Annotated in this window: 18 protein-coding genes and 1 rRNA gene; 12 read left to right on the top strand and 7 right to left on the bottom strand. The window is 47.6% G+C overall.

Annotated features, from left to right (window positions below):
- Positions 1–63 precede the first annotated feature (63 nt).
- From C6Y40_RS03225 to C6Y40_RS03195, 7 genes are all read left to right on the top strand, one after another.
- Positions 64–267 carry a PspC domain-containing protein gene (locus C6Y40_RS03225; RefSeq protein ID WP_105933321.1) on the top strand — a complete coding sequence of 68 codons (204 nt, stop codon included), beginning with the start codon at positions 64–66 and terminating at the stop codon, positions 265–267.
- Entirely contained in the window at positions 267–593 is a 327-nt protein-coding gene (locus C6Y40_RS03220; RefSeq protein ID WP_105933320.1) for a hypothetical protein, read from the top strand. Before C6Y40_RS03225 ends, C6Y40_RS03220 begins: the two co-directional genes overlap by 1 nt.
- Before the next feature lie 131 nt (positions 594–724).
- On the top strand, positions 725–1,717 hold the full coding sequence (locus C6Y40_RS03215; RefSeq protein ID WP_105933319.1) for a DUF2333 family protein: 993 nt from the start codon (positions 725–727) through the stop codon (positions 1,715–1,717).
- A 3-nt stretch (positions 1,718–1,720) separates the two neighbouring features.
- Positions 1,721–2,476: a TIGR04219 family outer membrane beta-barrel protein gene (locus C6Y40_RS03210; protein WP_105933318.1), complete on the top strand. Its 756-nt coding sequence runs from the start codon at positions 1,721–1,723 to the stop codon at positions 2,474–2,476.
- Positions 2,477–2,566: 90 nt separating this feature from the next.
- Positions 2,567–4,405, top strand: coding sequence for an assimilatory sulfite reductase (NADPH) flavoprotein subunit (locus C6Y40_RS03205; protein WP_105933317.1), 1,839 nt, complete (start codon positions 2,567–2,569; stop codon positions 4,403–4,405).
- On the top strand, positions 4,405–6,117 hold the full coding sequence (gene cysI / locus C6Y40_RS03200; RefSeq protein WP_105933316.1) for an assimilatory sulfite reductase (NADPH) hemoprotein subunit: 1,713 nt from the start codon (positions 4,405–4,407) through the stop codon (positions 6,115–6,117). Before C6Y40_RS03205 ends, cysI begins: the two co-directional genes overlap by 1 nt.
- Positions 6,110–6,859, top strand: a complete 750-nt coding sequence (locus C6Y40_RS03195) for a phosphoadenylyl-sulfate reductase (protein ID WP_105933315.1) — start codon at positions 6,110–6,112, stop codon at positions 6,857–6,859. Before cysI ends, C6Y40_RS03195 begins: the two co-directional genes overlap by 8 nt.
- A gap of 11 nt (positions 6,860–6,870) precedes the next feature.
- Here C6Y40_RS03195 and C6Y40_RS03190 read toward each other — a convergent pair whose 3' ends face one another.
- The gene (locus C6Y40_RS03190) at positions 6,871–7,773 is read right to left on the bottom strand and encodes a TIGR03899 family protein (protein ID WP_105933314.1); all 903 of its coding nucleotides are present in this window, start codon (positions 7,771–7,773) and stop codon (positions 6,871–6,873) included.
- A gap of 128 nt (positions 7,774–7,901) precedes the next feature.
- Here C6Y40_RS03190 and C6Y40_RS03185 point away from each other — a divergent pair, with 128 nt between their 5' ends.
- Positions 7,902–10,133: a bifunctional diguanylate cyclase/phosphodiesterase gene (locus C6Y40_RS03185; protein WP_105933313.1), complete on the top strand. Its 2,232-nt coding sequence runs from the start codon at positions 7,902–7,904 to the stop codon at positions 10,131–10,133.
- 132 nt (positions 10,134–10,265) lie between these two features.
- Complete coding sequence (locus tag C6Y40_RS03180) at positions 10,266–10,574, top strand: pyridine nucleotide transhydrogenase (RefSeq protein ID WP_105933312.1); 309 nt, start codon at positions 10,266–10,268, stop codon at positions 10,572–10,574.
- Positions 10,575–10,642: 68 nt separating this feature from the next.
- Here the strand turns inward: C6Y40_RS03180 and sthA are convergent, their stop codons facing one another.
- The 4 genes from sthA to C6Y40_RS03160 form a co-directional block, all read right to left on the bottom strand.
- Entirely contained in the window at positions 10,643–12,070 is a 1,428-nt protein-coding gene (sthA, locus tag C6Y40_RS03175; protein WP_105933311.1) for a Si-specific NAD(P)(+) transhydrogenase, read from the bottom strand.
- A 120-nt stretch (positions 12,071–12,190) separates the two neighbouring features.
- Positions 12,191–14,053: a sensor histidine kinase gene (locus C6Y40_RS03170; protein ID WP_105933310.1), complete on the bottom strand. Its 1,863-nt coding sequence runs from the start codon at positions 14,051–14,053 to the stop codon at positions 12,191–12,193.
- Positions 14,054–14,074: 21 nt separating this feature from the next.
- Positions 14,075–16,306, bottom strand: a complete 2,232-nt coding sequence (locus tag C6Y40_RS03165; RefSeq protein WP_105933309.1) for an EAL domain-containing protein — start codon at positions 16,304–16,306, stop codon at positions 14,075–14,077.
- 194 nt (positions 16,307–16,500) lie between these two features.
- Positions 16,501–17,628 carry an acyl-CoA desaturase gene (locus C6Y40_RS03160; protein WP_105933308.1) on the bottom strand — a complete coding sequence of 376 codons (1,128 nt, stop codon included), beginning with the start codon at positions 17,626–17,628 and terminating at the stop codon, positions 16,501–16,503.
- 120 nt (positions 17,629–17,748) lie between these two features.
- Between C6Y40_RS03160 and fabR the strand changes: the two genes are divergently transcribed.
- Entirely contained in the window at positions 17,749–18,375 is a 627-nt protein-coding gene (gene fabR, locus C6Y40_RS03155; RefSeq protein WP_105933307.1) for an HTH-type transcriptional repressor FabR, read from the top strand.
- On the opposite strand, the gene trmA is transcribed toward fabR, so the two are convergent.
- Positions 18,372–19,472 (bottom strand): tRNA (uridine(54)-C5)-methyltransferase TrmA, encoded by a 1,101-nt coding sequence (gene trmA / locus C6Y40_RS03150; RefSeq protein ID WP_105933306.1) that lies wholly within the window; start codon positions 19,470–19,472, stop codon positions 18,372–18,374. The two genes, fabR and trmA, sit on opposite strands and share 4 nt — an antisense overlap.
- A gap of 146 nt (positions 19,473–19,618) precedes the next feature.
- On the opposite strand from trmA, the gene C6Y40_RS03145 reads away from it, so the two are divergent.
- Entirely contained in the window at positions 19,619–20,863 is a 1,245-nt protein-coding gene (locus tag C6Y40_RS03145) for a DUF5610 domain-containing protein (protein WP_105933305.1), read from the top strand.
- 37 nt (positions 20,864–20,900) lie between these two features.
- Here the strand turns inward: C6Y40_RS03145 and C6Y40_RS03140 are convergent, their stop codons facing one another.
- Entirely contained in the window at positions 20,901–21,389 is a 489-nt protein-coding gene (locus C6Y40_RS03140; RefSeq protein WP_105933304.1) for an RNA recognition motif domain-containing protein, read from the bottom strand.
- Between the two features lie 525 nt (positions 21,390–21,914).
- Here C6Y40_RS03140 and C6Y40_RS03135 point away from each other — a divergent pair.
- Positions 21,915–22,070: ribosomal RNA gene (locus C6Y40_RS03135) — 16S ribosomal RNA — on the top strand; the annotation flags it as partial.

Raw genomic sequence — 22,070 nt, 5'->3', positions numbered from 1 at the left:
GCATGATGGTCCGCACTGTGCGGGCCTCGCAACCAACCAGGTCATTCAAGCAGGAGTAAGGTTATGAAAACTATTTATGAAAAAAAACGTGTATCAAGAGATTTAGGTCGGGCTGTTATTTCAGGTGTGTGTGCTGGTGTAGCCCGCCATGCTGACATCGATCCGGTTTGGGTTCGCGCCGGTGCCGCTTTAGGTTTAGTGTTCATGCCAATGATTACTCTGCCTGCTTATGTTGCGGCGGTGATCCTGTTACCAGGAAGAGCATAATGAAAAACTTTATTCTTGCCATCCTGATTGCCATCGTGCTGACCAAGGTTTTGGGCGGTGTAGCATCTGACTGGTTCGATTTACACCTGGTCATGGGGGACGAACTGGTAAGTGGTACGCTGGAATGGATAATTATGGCCGGAGTTGGTGTACTGTTGGTGGTTATTGGCTTTGTGGTCGCCATGAGCATTGCTGCAGCCCTGGGCATCGCTGCCATCGCGGTACTTGGCGGACTGGTGTTTGCCGGACTGGGTGTGTTCTGGCCGGTATTGTTAATTGTTGCCATTGTAATGCTGGTAGGGAAGTCAAATAACGCAACAGCCTGATTCCCCCTTCGCCAGCCTTTACCAATCACCGTGGATTTACTTTCAGAGATGAACAACTTAGCATAATGAGCCATACTTTGAATGTATGGCAGGTTGTTCACCTGCAAGGCCAATCGCAAACAAGGAAAACTATGAAACAGTATTTAAATGTAAAAACCATTAGTATTACCGTAGGTGTTTTGTTTCTGCTTCTTTGGCTGGTTGGTTTTTACTGGAGTTTCGAGCCCGATACGTTCGACGTTAAAGCTAATGCCAGGGCACAAATGAGCAGCACCAATGCGCAGCCCGTCCCCGGCTATACCGTTACTACCACATTAATCACTGTTGCCGATACTCTCATGGATAAACCCGGCGGCTACTTATCAAACGACGTAATGCCCCCTTCGGTGTTCCTCGACAACATGCCCAGTTGGGAATTCGGAGTGTTGGAGATAGTGCGTGATATGTCATTATCCATGCGCAAGGATTTTAGCCGTTCACAGTCGCAATCTGTTGAAAACCCTCATCTGGTAAAAGCGCAGCCAAAATTCAACATCGACAGCCGCAACTGGTTGTTTCCTTCCGCTGAGTCGCAGTACGCTGAAGCCATTGATTATCTGCGTGAGTACCGTGATGATCTGGCCGATCCTACGCTTGGAGATAGTCAGTTTTACACCCGGGCCGATAACCTTCGTGAATATTTAAAACAGGTTGAGAAAAAGCTTGGCAGTTTATCGCAACGACTCAGCGCCAGTGTTGAGGCGGAGCGGGTAAATACCGACCTGGCCGGAGATAAGTCTGCATCCAACAGTACACCGCGTCCCAGTTCTATTCAAACCCGTACCAGTTGGTGGCAACTGGATAATGTATTTTATGAAGCCAGAGGGTCTACCTGGGCACTTTTACACCTGCTGAAAGCCATTGAAGTAGACTTTGCCAGTGTCCTGGAAAACAAGAACGCGTTAGTGAGTTTACAACAGATAATCAAAGAGTTAGAAGCAACTCAGCAGACTATCTGGAGCCCGATGATTCTTAATGGCAGTGGCTTTGGTATGTTAGCTAATCACTCGTTAGTAATGGCGAACTATATTTCTCGTGCAAATGCAGCCATAATTGAGTTGTCTGAATTACTCAATCAAGGATAAACGATGAAAAAACGTGTCATTGCCGCCGCTCTTGGGGCGTTATGTCTTGCCCCTGCCACTCATGCAGATACGCTGCTTGGGCTCTATGCTGGCGCTCAGGGATGGAACACTTCAACTTCGGGCGGTTTCTCAGAAACCTCTAACACGGCTGATTTTGATTTTGACAGCAGCACCAATGCATCTGTATACGTTGCATTTGAACACTTTGTACCGCTGGTTCCTAATGTAAAAGTTAACTACCTGCAACTGGATACCGACGGTGTAACTAATCTGAATGCGGCCTTCGAATTTGAAGGCACCGTATACGAAGCCAACACCTCGTTATTAACCGACGCGAGCATCGATAGCGCCGACCTTATTCTGTATTACGAGATCTTTGATAACGATCTGGTTAGCTTTGATATTGGTGTTAACGGCAAATACATCGACGGCACATTTTATGTTGAAGATGTTGATAGCGGCGAAAGTGGTGAAGCATCGTTTAAAGGTATTATCCCAATGGCTTACAGCCGGGTGGAGTTCGGCCTGCCGTTCACTGGTTTAGGTGTTTACGCTGAAGGTAGCTATCTGAGCTTTGATGATCACGAGGTTCGTGACATTCAGGCAGCGCTAACTTATTCTTTTGTCGAGAATTTAGCTATCGATATGACCTTACAGGTTGGCTATCGCGACATTACTGTAGACATTGAAGATCTGGACGATATCTACGCCGATCTGGGCTTTGATGGCGTCTTTGCCGGTCTTGAAATTCACTTCTAGTATTTTAAGATATAAAAAAGTAATTTTAATTCTTTCCAGTTATCAAGAAAACTCATTAGCCTAGTAGTATGCAAATAAGGCTAATGAGTTATGTCAGCAAATTCTAACAACCAAAACAGTTCAGTCGGTGCACCGGGAGCAATTCTGAGTGAACCGCAATGGAATGCGATCACCCAGTCGATCTCTGGGCTGAACGCACAGCAATTAACCTGGGTAAGTGGTTACCTGGCGGGTCTGGCAGCGTCCGGACAAGCGTTACCGCAAGGGCAGGCTGCTGCCGTGCCAGCGGCGGCCGGAAAAGCGCCGGTATTAACCATTTTATTCGGCTCTCAAACCGGTAACGCCAAGGGTATTGCCCAGTCGTTACAAGCTAAGGTTGAAGCGGCAGGTTACTCCAGCAAATTAATCAGTATGGCCGATTACAAACCGCGCCAGATTAAAAATGAAACTCACCTGGCTATTGTGGCCAGTACCCATGGTGAAGGCGAGCCGCCTGATGATGCCATTGAGTTACATGAGTTCCTTGGCACTAAGAAAGCCCCTAAAGTGGATAAGCTGAAATACGCAGTGTTGTCGCTAGGCGATTCAAGCTATGAATTCTTCTGCCAAACCGGTAAAGACTTCGACGAGCGTCTGGCGAAGCTCGGCGGTAAGCTGGTTGTGCCTCGCGTAGACTGCGATGTGGATTATGAGGCTGAAGCCGAGGCCTGGGTTGCCAAACTGATCGAAACGTTAAAAGACGATTTCACTTCAGCAGGTTCAGCCGCCGTTGCCATGCAAACTGGTTCTGCAGTAGCTGCCGGCACCGCGGCGCAGGTATACACCAAGAAAGCGCCTTATCAGGCAACCTTGTTAACCTCGCAAAAAATTACGGGGCGTGATTCGGTTAAAGATATCCGCCACATCGAAATCAGTCTGGAAGATTCTGGTATTACTTATCAGGCCGGTGACGCGCTGGGCGTTTGGTTTAAGAACGATGCAACACTGGCCGACGAGATTATTACTCTGATCCAGGCCTCTGCCGATCAGGAAGTCACCGTTGCCGAACACACGCTGTCGTTTAAAGAAGCGCTGATCAATAAGCTGGAGCTTACCCTGAGCTATCCGGGTTTTGTAAAAGCCTATCAGGAAGCCTCCGGCTGTGAAGCATTAGCGAAGTTGCTGGAAGACAAAGCTGCACTGCGTGACTATCTGGCCGATCGCCAGATTATCGATATTGTTCGTGACCATCCGCATCCGGTTACAGCTGAGCAATTTGTGGCAGCTTGTCGTCCGTTAACACCGCGTCTGTACTCGATTGCATCAAGCCAGTCTGAAGTAGAAGACGAAGTGCATTTAACCATTGCCCACGTTGATTACGATGCCTTTGGTAATCGTCATCAGGGCGGCGCATCAGGCTATCTGTGTGAGCGTCTTGAAGAAGGCAGTGAAGTAGAAGTATTTGTTGAGCCAAACGATAACTTCCGTCTGCCGGAAAATCCGGATACGCCGGTGATCATGATTGGTCCGGGTACCGGTATCGCACCGTTCCGCTCGTTTATGCAGGAACGTGATGCCCAGGGCGCTGAAGGTAAAAACTGGTTGTTCTTTGGTAACCCTCACTTTACTCAGGACTTCCTGTATCAGCTTGAGTGGCAAGGCTACGTGAAAAGTGGCCTGCTGAGCAAAATCAGCCTTGCTTTCTCGCGTGATCAGAAAGACAAGATTTATGTTCAGCACCGCTTGCTTGAAGAAGGCAAGGAGGTTTACCAGTGGTTAGAAGAAGGCGCTCACCTGTACGTGTGTGGCGATGCTAACCAAATGGCCAAAGATGTTGAAAGTGCGCTGCTTGAAATCTTCAGGACCCACGGTGGTAAGAGTGATGAAGAAGCCAAGGCTTACTTACTTTCACTGCGCAAAGCGAAACGATATCAGAAGGATGTCTACTAATGAGCGATACTAAGTCTCCTTTTATTGTTGAAGGCAAACTGGCCGACAACGAACGCCTTAAGGCAGAGAGTCGTCATCTGCGCGGCACCATTGAGCAGGATCTCAAGGATCCGTTAACCGGTGGCTTTACCGCAGATAACTTTCAGCTGATCCGCTTTCACGGCATGTATCAGCAGGACGACCGTGACATCCGCGCAGAGCGTACCAAGCAAAAATTAGAGCCATTGCATAACGTAATGCTGCGTGCCCGTTTACCGGGTGGTGTGTGTAACCCTGAGCAATGGCTGGCCATCGACAAGTTTGCCGATGAGTACACCATGTACGGCAGTATTCGTTTAACAACCCGTCAGACGTTCCAGTTTCACGGCGTGTTAAAACCGAATATTAAGCTGATGCACCAAACCCTTAATTCCGTAGGTATTGACTCAATTGCAACAGCCGGTGACGTTAACCGTAATGTGCTGTGTACCTCTAACCCGGTTGAGTCGGAAGTACATCAGCAAGCTTACGACTGGGCCACTAAGATTAGTGAGCACTTACTGCCTAAAACTCGCGCCTATGCCGAGATTTGGTTAAATGGTGAGAAAGTAGAAACCACCGATCAGGAGCCAATCCTGGGTGATACCTACTTACCCCGTAAGTTTAAAACCACCGTGGTTATTCCGCCGCAAAACGACGTAGACGTTCACGCTAACGACCTTAATTTTGTGGCAATTGCTGAAAACGGCAAGCTGGTGGGCTTTAACGTATTAGTGGGCGGTGGCCTGGCCATGACTCATGGCGACAAAACCACCTTCCCGCGTAAGGCCGACGACTTTGGCTTTATCCCGTTAGAGCATACGCTGGCGGTTGCTGAAGCCGTGGTCACCACCCAGCGTGACTGGGGTAACCGGGTGAATCGTAAAAATGCGAAAACCAAGTATACCCTTGAGCGTGTTGGTGTGGATAACTTCCGCGCTGAAGTCGAAATGCGTGCCGGTGTTACTTTTGCTGAAAGCAAGCCCTATGAATTCACCAGCCGTGGCGATCGCATTGGCTGGGTAGAAGGCATCGACGGTAAATTCCACTTAACGCTGTTTATCGAAAACGGCCGGATTCTGGATTACCCGGGGAAAACCCTGAAAACCGGTTGCCGCGAAATTGCCAAAATCCATAAAGGTGATTTTCGCATGACGGCTAACCAGAATTTGATTGTGGCGGGCGTACCAGCCGATCAGAAAGAGGCTATTGAAGCGCTGGCCAGAGAGCATGGTTTAATTCAGCCAGACGTATCGGCACAGCGTTTAGATTCCATGGCTTGTGTAGCGTTACCAACCTGCCCGCTGGCAATGGCGGAAGCCGAGCGCTTCTTACCCGGTGCAGTAGATCAGCTCGACGAGCTAATGGCTAAGCACGGTTTAAGCGACGAAAGCGTGATCTTCCGGGTAACCGGTTGTCCGAATGGTTGTGGTCGCGCCATGCTGGCTGAAGTCGGTTTGGTGGGTAAAGGGCCGGGCCGTTACAACCTGCACTTAGGTGGTAACCGCGAAGGGACCCGTATTCCTCGTATGTTTAAAGAAAACATCACCGAGCAGGAAATCATGACTATTCTCGATGAGCTTCTTGGCCAGTGGGCCGGCTCGCGTGAAGCGAATGAGTCATTCGGCGATTTCGTAGTGCGCACAGGCGTGATTGCCCCGGTGATCAACTCCGCTCAGGATTTTTATGACTGATCACGATCTTCAATCGATTCGTCGACCGGTTACCTCCGATACTACTGATGAGGAACTGGCGGCGATCAATCAGCTGCTGGAAACACTGGATGCGTCAGCGCGTATCCGGTGGGCCCTGGAGTATTTGCCGGGTAACCATATTGTGTCGTCAAGCTTTGGCGCGCAGTCTGCGGTTATGCTGCATTTACTTACCCAGGCAAAGCCTGATATTCCGGTTGTGTTAACCGATACCGGTTATCTGTTTCCGGAAACGTACCGGTTTGTCGACGAACTGGCAGAGCAGCTCAAGCTCAACTTAAAGGTGTATCGCAGCGATATCTCACCCGCCTGGCAAGAGGCGCGTTTCGGCCGCTTGTGGGAGCAGGGCATCGACGGTATCGAGCGTTACAACAAGATGAACAAAGTTGAGCCTATGCAACGGGCGTTAAAAGAGCTTGAGGCACAAACCTGGTTTGCCGGATTGCGTCGTAGCCAGGCGGATACACGTCAGCATTTGCCCGTACTGCAGCGCTCTGGCAACCAGTTTAAGTTGTATCCGATTATCGACTGGTCGAATAAAGACCTGCATTATTACCTTAAAGATAATGGCTTGTCTTATCACCCACTGTGGGAGCAGGGTTATGTTTCCATTGGTGACTGGCATACCACTCAGTCACTGCAGGAAGGGATGAGCGAGCAGGATACCCGCTTCTTCGGGCTTAAGCGTGAATGCGGCCTGCACGAATTCGGTGACGGTATCTAAAAAATGGTTGTTTACTCCACATCAAAATGTGGGGTAAACAGCGATTTAATATGTGCAGTAAATGCCTCAGACTTTTGTTTTGGTAACAAGCGTGCCAACTCACTGCCCACCGAAGTAAACTTATAATACGTCATCAGCAATTGCCTACTTTTCGCTTCTAACGTCAAACTTTCGGTTGAAAACTTCAGGGTCATGGATGCTCCCTTGTCCAGCAGGCCGGTTTCTATCTCTGTGGCATACAATAATTTCATGCTGCCCAGTGCCAGAATATCAGTGTAAGACAAGCCAAACTGAGCCAGTTGGGTTTGTGCGGCCGGGGCCGGAAACAAGGCATTAAGTAATCCGGGTTGTTGATGGTACCCGGTAATGATAATTGGTGCCGGGTCACTGTTGCGCCGACAGGCTAACTGGCAAGCCTTGCTGAATAAACCTGCATCCCGTTGGGTGAGTTTTGTCAGCGTTTCCAGACTCCGTAGTGAAAAGCTGCCTGGTCGCTGCACTTCCACTGCCAGAATCTTGCCCCACAATTCCTGCATGGTAGGGGAATAAATATTTTCAGCCATGGAAATAAACGAATGAAACCAGTCCGGGTCGACCTGCTCCTGAGACTGTTCGCCGCTGGAAACGGATAAAGCTACTGACATAATTTTTTGCAGGTTAGCCAGTCGCTTCTGTTCGCGCAGGCTTTGATACTGAGCTATCTGCCTGGACGGCTGAGTGGAGTAATCCAGCGCCGATTGCTCAATGCCGATGGATGAAAACCAATGGGTTATACGGTGTTGAGTTGAACTACTATGCTGTGTAGAGCGGCGTTTGGCGGATGAAGGTTCTTCACTGGCAGGCTTAGGGACTTTACGTTCCTTACTGGTAGCGCTGGTCCACTGCGTGGCTGATGTGTGCGTGGGTATTTTCATCTTATAACATTCGCCGTAAACACATAACTAAAAATACCCTGTTTCGACTTTAGTGTATAGGAAGTTTACTATGCAAAGGTCTATATTAGGGGTAGGATACTAATAATATTGGTCACAACGTAAACAAGATGTCCGCGGAATACGATAACGACGAGCTGGTATTTCTTGATGAAGACACCCATCAGGAATTAGAACATAGCAATAAAAGAGAATGGAATATCTTGATCGTAGATGATGATGAAGAAATTCATACCGTTACCCGCCTGGCCTTATCTGATCTTGAAGTTCACGACCGCAAGTTAAACTTTCTCCATGCCTATTCCGGCACAGAAGCCAAAACCATACTCGATGAATACGGCAGCAGCATTGCTATTATTTTGCTCGATGTAGTGATGGAAACCGATGACGCCGGCCTGACAGTAGTACGCTATCTGCGTGAAACACTGAATCACCATGAGCCGCGAATAATTCTGCGTACCGGCCAGCCAGGTTTTGCCCCTGAAGAAGAAGTCATTAAAACCTATGATATTAATGACTACAAAACCAAAACAGAGCTGACCCGGGCAAAATTGCTTACCACGGTCATTTCTTCGGTGCGGTCATATCAGCAAATTCTGACCATTAATCAAAGCCGGATTGGTTTACAGAAAATCATCCACTCAGCCTCCAATTTGCTGGAAGAGCATTCCATTAAAGGATTTTGTGAGGGGATCGTTACTCAAATCAGCTCGATGGTAGGGCTAGAGGCCGAAGGCATTGTGTGTGCCCGGGCGGGGTCTGTGCTAGATCGCGACGATGATGGTGTTTACGTGCTCGGCGCGGCCGGCGATTACGCCACCTACATAAACGAACGTATCGAGTCGTTGCATAATGCCCTGATAGTAGAGCATGTCAGCCGCTGTTTACGGCTTAAGAAGCATATCTTTGAAGCCGGCGTATCCGTGCTTTACTTAAATAGCTCAGGCTTTGAAGCCGCTGTGTACTTAAACCTGCACAGTGAAATCAGCGAATTGGATAAACAACTGCTGGAAGTGTTCCTGTCGAGTATTTCTGTAGGTTATGAGAACGTGTATCTGTTTCATGAGCTCAGAAACGCTGCCTTCAGAGACTGGCTCACACGGCTGCCCAACCGCAACGAATTTATTAATATTCTCGACCACTCAAAAAACTACCACACCCAGGAGCAGCTCTGCGCGGCGTTAATTGATATTAACCAGTTTTCAGATATTAACGACGGGTTAGGGCAGGAAGCCGGTAACGAACTTCTTAAAGCCGTGGCGCAGCGGTTAAATAACTGCTTTGGTGCAGAGGTTAAAAAAAGCCGTATCGCAGCAGACGTATTTGGCCTGTTTGGTAAAGCTGATAAGGTGACTCCGGCACTGATTAATCAGGCTTTTCAGCAGCCCTTCAGTGCCGGTGATAACACTATGCCACTGAATGTCACAATTGGTTTGTGTTTGCTGGGGCGTAAGCCCGAAGCCGGCGTGGATATTCTCAAGCGCACCAACATCGCACTTAACCGGGCCAAGAAAATCCCCACTACCAACTTTGAGTATTTTGCCCCGGAAATCGAAGAGCAAACTACCTGGCGACTGCATATGATCCGTCGTCTGCGCAACGATTTTACTGCCCGCAAACTGGAACTCTGGTTTCAGCCGCAGGTCGACCTTTCCAGCGAAAAAGTGATTGGCATGGAAGGCTTATTACGCTGGCCTGACGGTAACGGTGGTTTTATCTCACCGGCTGAGTTTGTGCCTCTGGCCGAGTATTCCGGGCTGATTGTTGATATTGGCTACTGGGTGGTTGAGGAGTCTTGTAAACGTCTTCAGGAACTGGCGAATCTGGGTTATCCGAACTTACGGGTTGCGGTAAATGTGTCGATTCCGCAGTTCCGGGATCCGCAGTTTGTTAAAAGCATCAAACGTTTAATTACCGAATCTGGTATCAGCCCCAGTTTACTTGAGCTCGAAATTACCGAGAGTGTGGTGATGGATGAACCACAAATCGTCATCGATGCACTCACAGACCTGAAACAATTTGGCGTGACCATCGCCATTGATGATTTTGGTACCGGCTTTTCGTCTATGAGTTACCTGCAAAAGCTGCCGTTGGATCGCCTCAAGGTAGACCGCTCCTTTGTGGCCGAAATCCGTCCCGGCGAAACCGCCTTCATTGCCGAGACCATTGTGACACTCGGCAGTAAACTAGGCCTTACCACCATTGCCGAAGGCATTGAAAAACGCGAGCAGGCGAGCTTTATGATCAAGCTCGGCTGTGATGAAGCTCAGGGTTATCTGTTTGGTCGCCCCATGCCATTTACCAGCCTGGTAGAGTTTCTGGCCGAAAGAAACGCAGACTAAACGCAATTAGCGAATTTTTTTGCTTTGTTACACTCACTGTAATATTACTGTCATATAGCTGTGATTTGGCGTTTGCTAATTGGACAAAAATACAGTAAAGTAAAATTATCGTTAACAAAAGGAGATTATCTCATGCGTAAAGTTGTATTAGCATCACTGTTGCTTGCTGGAGCTAGTGTGGCGCATGCTGACACCGGTAACGATAAAGCATTTTCTTGTATGGATGCGAAGACGTTTGAAATTAATAGTACATGTATGGTTGATAAAATCAGCAACAACATGGACTTCCGGGCTGCTCAACAAACTATTGTTGAAGCTGCTGATACCAACAGCAGCAAGTACGCGATGGCAACTATGACTTTTAATGTCGAAGAAATGACTATCGATATCGTCGCTCACAGAGACGCACTGTTAGTGCGTAACGCCACCGAGCAGAAATAGCCTTCAGCATTGACTGAATAAAAAAACCGGAGTTTATCTCCGGTTTTTTTCCTTTAAGGGCCTGATGATTAGTCAGTAAAGACCCGGTTTAAACCATTGAGTGCGGCCACCCGATAGGCTTCGGCCATAGTGGGGTAGTTAAACGTGGTATTGATGAAATACTCAATAGTGTTACTGGCGCCCTGTTGCTGCATAATCGCCTGGCCGATGTGAACAATTTCCGACGCACGTTCACCAAAGCAGTGAATACCCAAAACTTCTTTAGTCTCACGGTGAAACAGAATCTTTAAGCTACCCACCTGAGTAGACGCAATTTGTGCTCTGGCTAGGTGCTTAAACTGAGCTCGGCCTACTTCGTAAGGGATCTTAAGCTGTGTGAGCTCCTGCTCATTTTTACCCACCGAGCTGATCTCAGGAATGGTATAGATACCGGTTGGGATATCTTCAACCAACTGCGCATTAGCGTTGCCGTGTAACATGGCTTCAGCAGCGAAGCGACCCTGGTTATAGGCAGCTGATGCCAGACTGGGGTAGCCAATGACATCACCGATGGCATAAATGTTATCTACCTCGGTCTGATAATTGTGGTTAACCTTAAGCTGGCCACGGGAATCGGCTTTAAGACCGATGTTTTCCAGCTTAAGCATATCGGTGTTACCGGTTCTACCGTTTGCAAACAGCAGGCAGTCGGCGCGCATCCGTTTGCCGGACTCCAGGTTTAAGATAACCGAGTCTTCTCTGCCTTCTACCGAGCTGTACGTTTCGGTATGGCGGATCACCACGCCGTTATTCCATAAGTGATAACTCAGGGCGTCAGAAATCTCGGCATCAAGAAATGAAAGCAACCGATCGCGCATATTTACCAGGTCGACCTTTACGCCCAATCCTCGGAATATCGACGCGTATTCAGTACCGATAACCCCCGCTCCATAAATAATGATGGATTGCGGTTCATGGTCGAGATTTAAAATGGTATCAGAGTTATAAATTCTCGGATGGTTAAAGTCGATATCCTTAGGACAATACGGCCGTGAACCGGTAGCAATAGCAGTTTTTTCGCCAGTGATAATTTCTTTAGAGCCGTCATTGCGGGTGATTTCAATGGTGTGAGCATCAATAAAGCTTGCTTCGCCATGAATCAACGTAACTCTGTTGCGATCGTAAAAGGTAGAACGAAGCCGGGTCTGACTATGAATAACGCCGCTGGCATGTTTCATAATGTCGGAAAAGGTCAGACTGCGGGATACGTGATTATCGGCGAATAACGGCGTGTTGTTATATTCAATTAAACGACTCACCGAATGCCGTAACGCTTTTGACGGGATGGTTCCCCAGTGCGTACAGCCTCCACCCACTGCATGATATTTCTCTATTACTGCGACCCGTTTGCCTGCCTTGGCCAGCTGCATGGCAGCACCTTCACCACCAGGACCGGTACCAATAACGATCGCATCAAATTGATAGTTGGGTTTAGCTGTTTTCTTTTTGGTTGTCATAATTGTGCGCTGTTCAACTTGCGTTAAGTGAATGAGTGGGAGATATCAAAATTATAGTAGCAAAAAATACTGATATGTTTAGGATTTTCTGCCGGACTATCGCTTTGAAGGGGTCTCTCTTCAGGTAAATGGGTTTTCCGGGATCTTATTTTTGGCTATTTGCTCTGCCAGTTTGCGCGCCGAACGGAATGTCAGCTCAAAAGTGGTACCCACACCAGGTGATGATTCAACCTTAATATCACCGGAAAAAGCCTGTTCAATCCAGACCCGGGCCATATGCAAACCCAGCCCGGTGTGTTCCTGTTGCCGTTTGGAGGTAACAAAGGGCTCAAAAATATGCGGTAATTCATCAGCCTTAATGCCCTTGCCGTTGTCGCGGATAGTCACCACCACATCACGACCACGGTATTCGCAGCTTAATTCCAGGCACGCTCCGGCCATATTCTCAAACGCATGATCGATAGCATTGCTAATAATAATCTGCACTATCTGGCTAAACGCGCCGGCATAACCGGTAAGGGTGATATGGTTTGGAAGCTTATTTTCGAGCCTTATGTTGTGCTTGTGCAGCATGCCGTGCATCGACTTGCAGAGGTCATCAAGGTGCTGGGCCACATTAAATGTATTGAGTTCATTATTGGCCCGTTCGAAAGTAAGGCGTTTAAAACTCTGAATCAACTCGATAGCCCGCTGATTATTACGCTGAGCCTGTTGCAAGGTTTTACCGGACTGCTCCAGGTAGTTGTCGAATGCCGACTTGGTCAGGCCGGTGTTCTTATTTTCTATCAAATTATCCAGTAACGACGCCTGACTGGAGAGTGCCAGCTGAGTCGCTCCTACCGGGGTATTAAGCTCATGGGCGAGGCCCGCCACCATAATACTCAACGATGATAGCTTTTTGGTTTCGGCCAGTTCATTAATAAGCGAAGACTGCCGCTCCAGTGTGGTTTTAAGATTGTCGCGTTCATGCTCCAGTTTCACACTCAGTTCGTTAACTTCACGTAGGTGCCGCGAGTACAAGGTTAGCAAAATCACACCTGCAATGCCTGTAGCAATAGCCAGTAACGCAGCCCGAAGCAGTGCCTGATTTTTAAGGCTACTTAGCACCAAGGGAGCGGTTTGAGTGATGACGACAATATCCTGCAAACTCGATTCGCTTTGATAAGGTGATGCAATAAGCTGTGCGGTATAGAGTTGATTGTTATCTTCAGCACCCTGCGCGAGGCCGTCATCCTCAATTAAGCGCGCCAGTTTGGGAAGGTCCGTCTCAATCCCTGTCGCTCCCAGTTTAAGATCGCTGCGCCATAGTTGGTTTTCATCCGGGTGAACTATCCAGCGGTCTTCACCGGCAGCTACCAATAACTGAATGTTTGTTTCACTTAAGGCAGCCACTTCATTCAGTAATGAGCGTAAATCAAAATTAATGACCAACAGGCCATCGCCCATGCTTGCTAAGCTGGCCTTGATTACGCCACGTAAAGTGGGTTGGAATGGCCACTCTACCTTGCCTTGCTCCACATTGAGGTCTATTTGAGAAATAAATACTTCATCGTCAGCCAGTGCGAGGCCGGCCTCAACATAGTAGCGGTTCCGTTTGTTTTGCAACTCGTCGGTGAGTACTACCCCTACGTTATTGTCGGCAGTTTTATTGAGTCTTACCTGCTCAAAGCCTTGTTCGTCAATCCAGCGAACCTGCAGAGTGTCGCTGTAAAGCTTAAACATGGAGATCATGGCAGGCTCAAGCTCAGCTTGCGTGGGGTTGAGCAACTCAAGTTCGTGGCGAAATAATCGGATTTGCGTTTCTACCAGACTGAGGCGGGTATTAATAAGCAGGGCTGCCTGGTCGATAAGCGCGCCCTGGCGAATTTCATAAGGCTGTTTTAATTCATTAAAGCGGTCAACGAAGGCTAATCGAAATACCAGAGCGCACACCAGCACAACAAAAAATAACCACAGATATCGCCAACGGGCCGGTATAAACAAGGTACTTCCTTCTTATTCAGGTTAAGTTTTAGCCAGCCAGTCTAACAGCTCGTCCATCGGCATGGGCTTGGCAAAATAATACCCCTGAGCATGCTGATATCCGTTCTCCATCAACAGCTGTCGCTGCTCCTCAGTCTCTACGCCTTCGGCAATAAGCTTAAAGGCAAAGCGCTCGGCAAGGCGGGCAATCATCTGTACTATGTGCAGGGCCTTGTCTTTATTCTCAGCAGTAAGATCGTTTACAAATTTCTGGTCGAGCTTAATGGTGGTAGCGGCCAGGTCGGCCAACTGCGACAGGGAGGAATAACCGGTACCAAAATCGTCAATGCTCACGCCAACGCCTTTATCGATAAAAGAGCGCAGTAGCGGGTTAATTACTGTGTAGTCTTCGGTGGCCTGGGTTTCGGTAACTTCGATATCCAGTAAGGAGGCATCAATTTCCTGTTCATCGATACAACGGTGAATTTCGTTAAAGATAATCGGGCTCACCACATCGCTGTTGGCGAGGTTAAACGAAACCGGTAGCGAGTAGCCCTCGGCTTGTAGGCGTTGAATCACTTCAATGGTTTTTGCTACTACCATCTCAGAAATTTCGAGGCTCAGGCCTGAGGCCTCGGCAATGGGAATAAACTCTGATGGCGGGCACAGGGTATTGTCCTCCATACGCCAGCGCAGCAAAGCTTCAAAACCAACCGGCTTGCCCGTTGCCAGATTAACTTTGGGTTGGAGTACCAAAAAGAACGCTTCTCTGGTAGTCAGGGCTTTCTTTAATGCAGTGAGAATGCGCATGCGATTGGCGAGTCGCTGAATAAGCGCATAGTCAAAATTATAAACATCTACGCCTGAACTACGGGCTTTGCCCAGTGCTGTATTAGCCAATACAAGCACTTCGGCAAGGCTTAAAGACTGGGTATCTTTAAAATCCATGGTGCCTACCTGGAATTGTAACTGGATATCCAGTTCATCCATTTCCATGGTGGTGTTACGAATGGCTCTGAGCTTATCCTCGCCTGGTTTGTTGTCGAGGGTAAAAACCACGGCAACGGTTTCTCTGTCCCACACGGCTAGCAGGTAATGCTTAGGGAGCTGCTCGTTAATGAATAAGCAGAATGCCTTAAACATTTTGGTGGCATAATCATGCCCGGCCATTATTTCTGCCGTGTCGTAATTGAGTAACCGGAACAGTACTAAGGAACTGTTATTAATATGATAGGTAGATTGCTGTCCCAGTTCTCTTGCCAGCCAGTTAAAGTTATGGATACCGGTGGGGGTGTCGAGGTAGGCTAACTGACTAAGCTTGTTCATCAATGCCTGATTAACAAAGCCAGAACTGATATTTTCGGCAAATGCCTGCAATAAATTGAGCTGGTTGCTATCCAACGCATGCGGCGAGTCAACCAACATCAGGTACTGTTTCTCATCGTGCTCGCTGGTATCAAAAAACAGCAGGGTAAAATCGTTTTCAAAGATATGTTGTTGTGTTTGCCACGCCTCGAATATAGCTTTTTCTACCCGTTGCTTTCTGTCTTCGTCGTAGATACTAAAGACATTTTCGAGCCTGGCATCAATCAATTCCCGAAAGTGACTACTTGCTGCCACAATGGGGGCGAGCTGCAAACTTTCGATGCCCGTTTTGACTATGCAAACGATGCCGCCGGTATTTGGCACATTAATAACCCGGGCAATTTCCTCTAATACCGTGTGTGCAAACTCTGCGGTATCCTGCCTGGCAGTGAGCGAGCGTGATGCGTCAACAATCATTTGCAACCCACGCCGGGCTATTTGGAGTTGCTGGGATATTTGCCAGGTTCTTAGATTACTGACTACAACGCTCTTGAGTTTATCCGCGCTCAGGTCGGTTTTGTTCCAGTACTCAGAAATGTTGTATTCGTTAATGGCTTTGTCGTGGGGTTTAACGCCAGGCTGGCCAGTAAGCACCACTATGCGTACCAGTTCGTCGCCAATAACGTTGCGTATGGTGTCGATAAGGTAAAAACCGGCGTCGTCAGTTTCCATGACAATATCCAGCAGGATCAGGCTGATGTCCTGCCGTTTGGATAAGATAGTTGCCGCAGATGCTGCAGAAGTAGCACGTAGTAGCTCTATTTTACGCCCTTTAAAGGATACCTCTTGTAAGGCTGATTCCAGCACGTCCTGGTAGGGCTGGTTATCCTCTACACTTAACACTACCCAGTTTTTTTGTGATGGCCCTGCGGTATCTTCCTCTGCGCTAAACTCAAACAGCTCGTTCATTCACTCTCCCTCACCTCCTGACTGTAGTCATATTCCGTGCAGTTTTGCGTTGAAATAAATATTGGGGGCTACAGGAATAAGTTTTGACGAAGATTGGGGAAGATCAAGTCAGGAAGAAAGAAGTTAGCGGAAAGTATAACGCACAGAAAGTGCGTGGTGGGCATAAACCCACCACGGGTAACGCGGATAATAGATTAACTAAAAGCAAATTCCATCTGGCTCAGCTTAAGCCACTTTTCTTTTTGCAGTAGTAAGGATTGCTTAAGCTCTTTGTATTTAAAGTCCAGCTCAAGCCGCTCCATGCTTTTCAGCAGGTGCTTTTTGCGCAACGCCATAATACGCTTTTTAGTGGTGTAGTAGTCGGTCATCTTCTGCATCAGCACATCATATTCGTGTTGCAGGGTTTGCATCACTTCTTCTGCGTTAGGCAGTTTAGACACCTTCTGGCTGGCATACTTTAATTGCATCGCCAGACGTGCTTTTTCAATACGCTCTTCGGGGCAGGTACGCAGGTTTTTAGTTAACCCCACATAAGAAAGCCCTTTAATCAGCCATTTGGTTGGATCGTACTGGTACCACTTAATACCGTTGCGGTAATCGTATTCAAAAATGTGGTGGTAGTTATGATATCCCTCACCAAAGGTGAACAGCGCAATAACGCCGTTGTCCCGGGCGGTGTTGGTATCTGTGTACGGACGGCTACCCCAGATGTGCGCCAGGGAGTTGATAAAGAACGTAACGTGATGAACCATGACCAGACGGAATACACCGGCAATCAGAATCATGCTCAGAACATCACCATTGATCCAGCCAAGTAATGCCGTAATACCAAAGTTTGCGGCTAATACGATAGCCAGATAGTGATTGTGTTGCCACATGACAACTTTATCTTTGAGTAGATCCTTACAGTTACGGTAATCACCGTAATTCTCGGCCTGATATTCGCGCAGCATCCAGCCCATGTGTGAAAACCAGAAACCTTTTTTAGCTGAATACGGGTCTTTATCGTTCACATCAACATGGCGATGGTGTACCCGGTGATCTGACGACCAGTGCAAAATACTGTTTTGCAGAGCCATGGCGCCGCCAATGGCCAGGAAAACTTTTACAACAGGATGAGCCTCGTAGGTTTTATGCGCCCACAGGCGATGGTAACCGGCAGTAATCGACATGCCAGTAACAAAAAACAGCACTACGGTAGTGATGATTTCAGTGGTATCAAATCCGTATGAGAATGCCCAGAATGGAACTCCTACAAATGCGATAAGTCCGGTCACCACAAAGACCAGCACATTAGTAACGATTAAACGTGGCTTATTCATTGATTTCTATCTCAGCTTACAACTGTACGCTAATTTAGCTTTAAAAGAGGTGTTTCGCAAGGGAAATACCGTTAAGATTAGTCTTAAGAATAAGCCATAGGTATCAGTCGGGGAAAGTCGTTGAGCCGTCAGGAACAAAAACAAAAAACCAGGCAAAATATAATAGCCGGGGCATTTCAGTTACTTAACGAAAATCGCACCCTGTCGGCCATCAGCCTGCGGGAAGTCGCCCGGGAAGCCGGTATTGCGCCAACGTCTTTTTACCGTCACTTTAAGGATATGGACGAACTGGGGCTAACCCTGGTAGACGAAGCGGGTTTAGCCTTGCGCCAGTTAATGCGCCAGGCCCGGCGACGAATTGCATCCGGTGGGGGCGTTATTGATACCTCTGTGGATACCTTTATGGAGTTTATCTCTGCCAACAGTAACGTCTTTCGTTTGTTGCTGCGTGAGCATACCGGCACGTCGGCCGCTTATCGCCTGGCGGTGTCTCGTGAAATTCAGCACTTCACCGACGAACTGAGCGACTACATCATTGAACAGCTGCGCATTCCCCATGACATTGCGGTGTTACAGGCAGAAAGCATGGTACGGCTGGTGTTTAGTGCCGGCGCCGATGCCCTGGAAGCCGACACCATTTTGAAAAATGACATCAGCGACAGGCTCAAGCGCCAGCTACGGTTTATTCAACTGGGCAGTCTGGCCTACTGGCAAACCATGCCAGAGGCCCAGACACAAAAGTCTTAAGCTTTGCGGGTGAGCAACACACCTGATTCCATGTGCTCGGTGAAAGGGAACTGATCAAACAAGGCAGCCCGGCTTACTTCATGGGTTGCCGATAGCGCTTCAAGGTTATCAACCAGCGTGTGCGGGTTACATGATATATAGATAATGTTGTCAAACTGACTGATCATTTGTGTGGTGGCGGGATCAAGCCCCGCTCGAGGCGGATCTACCAGCACCGTATTAAATTGCCGCTCAGCCAGCTCAATGCCTTTTAACCGTTCAAACTGGCGTTTACCAGCTAATGCCTCAACAAACTCCTCAGCAGATAGCCGGGCTATCTGGACATTATCAATCTGGTTGACTGCAATATTAAACTGCGCTGCTTCCACTGAAGGCTTTGCTATTTCTGTGCCCACTACATGATCAAAGTGTGCGGCCAGCGGAATAGAAAAATTTCCCGCGCCACAGTAAAGCTCCAGCAGATCGCCGGTTAACCCCTGGCTTTGCGCAATCGCCCATTCAATCATATGGGTATTCACATAGGCGTTAGGTTGGGTAAAGCTGTTTTCGATATGTTTAAACTGGTAGGTTTTTCCGTCGGCGGGTAATTCTTCAATAATAAAGTCGTCACCCAGGATGACCTTTTGTTTGCGGGCACGGCCGATAACGCTGACCTTAAACTCTTTATTCAATTCGGTACGCAGTGCTTCGGCCTGCGCCTGCCATTCGTCATCTAACTGGCGATGGTATAGCAGGCTAATTACACACTCCTGCGATAAGCCGCTGAGAAAATCGACCTGAAACAACTTTTTGCGCAGCACAGGGTTGGGCTTTACCAGCTCGATAATACGCTGCATTAACCGGTTAATGGTTTCTGATGCTGCCGGGAATTCATCTACCTGGTAGGGGGTCTTGGTTTCTTTATTAAACATAATGTAATAAAGGTCATCACCATCATGCCATACGCGGAATTCAGCTCGCATACGGTAATGCTGCTCCGGCGACGGGTAAACATCCAACGCTTGTTTATAAAAAGGGCTCAGCAGCGACGTTAAGGTGTCGACTTTTGCCTGAAGCTGGTCCTGATAGGTGATGGTAGTAGTTGGTGCTGTGCTCATTTTGTTCCCCGTACCGCATTTGCAGCGGCATTGTAGAGACTTTTCAAAAAACTTCCAATGTAGCGGCGTTAAGCTAATTATGTATTAAAATTAAACAATCCTCATTAACTGCCGATAACACTAGTGAGGTGTGAGAGGATTAAATTATGAGTGTGGATTCAATTCCTGCTGCAAAAGGTGGCCAGGCGACCGTTGAAAAGCCTGACGTTGCCCTTAAAAAGCAGCTTCAACAAGAAGGCTTGCGTCAGGCACGCGAGTTTCAACAAAGTAGTCAGGCAACACAAGTGACTGTGTCTCAAACCCGGGTGGGCAGTACCGTACTGGTGAGCTCCCTGGAACAGGAAGTTGTGTTAAACGAAAGACGCTTCGATAACCGACAGTTCGATAAGGCTGAGGAAAACAAGTCTGCCTTTGACTTTGAGAAGGTCGCTTCTAATGTGCTGAAGTTTGTTGGCGGTGTTGTGCGTGGTGCAGCGAAAAGTGGTGCAGATGAAGCGCAGCTTACCGATCTGCTTGGTCAGGCCCGCTCCGGCGTGGCCAAGGGCATTGCGCTGGCTGAAAAAGACCTGGCCGGGTTTATGAACCCGGAGATCACCGATGGTATTCGCAACAGTAAAGAAGCTATCGGTGAAGGTATCGATAACATCGAGAAAGAAGTCTTATCGCCGTTTCGCGGTACCATGGAAGTCGGCGCATCGTTATCTGCTCAGTATGCCCAGTCACAGTCAGGCGGGTTAAAGATAACCACCCAAGACGGTGACGAGGTAGAAATCAACTTTGGTCAGTCGCGTCAGTATCAGTACAGTGCCAGCGAACGGATAACGTCGTCGGCCAATAGTAATGGAGATACTAATGCGACTGCGGCGCCGCAAAGCGATGTTGTTGCCCAGCGCTCACTGAATGTGCAGTTCTCAGAATACCGTGGTATCAGTTTTTCTGTGCAGGGCGAACTGGACGATGATGAACTCGGCGCAATCTCTGATTTGGTTAAGCAAATTACTGATGTCAGCAAATCATTCTTTAAAGGAGATTTGGATACTGCGCTGGATAAAGCCCTGGATCTGGGATATGACGAAAAGGAACTGGCGGGTTTCGCATTAAAGCTTAACAGTCGTGAAGTTGTCAGCGAAAAGATCTCGGCTTATAAAGAAGTCAGTGATGGGGATTCATCAGAGCTTAAAAAATACATGCGTCCTATTAAAGAATACATGGACGAGCTGAAGTCATTAAATCAGTTACTCGATACGACGTTAAAAGACGGTGATGGATATAAAGAGTTGGTCACCGGTGTTATTAATCAGATGAAAGAGGTGCACGTGCCGGATGTGCTTTCGGCGATAAACCGCTTCCATTTATTTAATGGGCGTATCAACGCACTTAAAGCTGAATAAAAAAAAAGGCCCCTTAATAGGGGCCTGCTTATATGGGTTAGTCAGTGACTTTGTCTTTAGCCGGTCGGACCTTCAAAGTACGGTCCTGAAATACCGAATCATTAAACTGACCGATAATGGCCTCAACGTCACCATCGATGACTTCAATAAAACCATATCCTTTACGCTTACCGGTTTTCTTATCCTTCATTAACCGTACCGATTGAATACGAATGTGATCTTCAAAGTAAGCTTTTACTGCTGCTTCGTTGGCTTTGTAGGGAAGGTTACCTACATATAATGTAGAAACGTTATCAGACGAAGAGTCGGCGCTGTGATTAGTAGTGGGAGCAGAAGCCTGAGAATGACTTTGCTTATTCGTCCCTATAAAAGAAGCTATCCATGGTGTAACAATACCACTAATCAAAAGAGACAAAGCAACCATGGTAGGTGCCTGCCCTTCAAATGAAACCTGTTGAGTAATTACAAATCCTAAAACAGCCAGAACAAGACTGACTAAAAAACACTGCATTAAGCTGACTTTCATAATGCTACCTTAATAATTGTTATGAGAAAAAAGTGTCGGCTATCTAAATTTTACTCATTTATAACAAAATGAACAATATTGATTCACATATATAGACAAAAGAATAACTCTCCATATGCCTTTTGCTGTAAAAATAGACGCTTAACATCTATTTCGACAAAAAACCGTTAAAAAGACAAAAAAAGGCTTGATCAAAATAATCGGGTCTGTAGAATGCGCGCCAGTTTCGAGGGACACAGAGCAATAAGCGAAGACGTCCATCAACGCAAAAACTTAAAAAATAAATTAAGAAAAAGCATTGACATCGAAACTAAACAGCGTATTATACGCATCCCGCTTCGGCAGGTTCTAAAAAGAGCGCTGAAGCAAGCAAGGTAAAGTTTTTAAAACTGAGTGTGACGAAAGTCCTCCTTGCGCAGAAAGAGAAATCCTTTCTGCACTTAGTTCTTTAACAATTTATAACAAGACAATCTGTGTGGGCACTCATTAAGAGTGTCAACAACGACAATTCAAAATTTCGATATTTAATTGAAGAGTTTGATCATGGCTCAGATTGAACGCTGGCGGCAGGCCTAACACATGCAAGTCGAACGGTAACAGGATTAGCTTGCTAATCGCTGACGAGTGGCGGACGGGTGAGTAATGCTTGGGAACTTGCCTTCAGGAGGGGGATAACAGTTG

The sequence above is a fragment of the Marisediminitalea alba genome (genome assembly GCF_002993365.1).
In the GTDB taxonomy this organism is placed as follows: Bacteria; Pseudomonadota; Gammaproteobacteria; order Enterobacterales; family Alteromonadaceae; genus Alteromonas; species Alteromonas alba.
The sequence above is the reverse complement of the archived record's forward strand: the minus strand, read 5'-3'. Positions and strand labels throughout refer to the sequence as shown.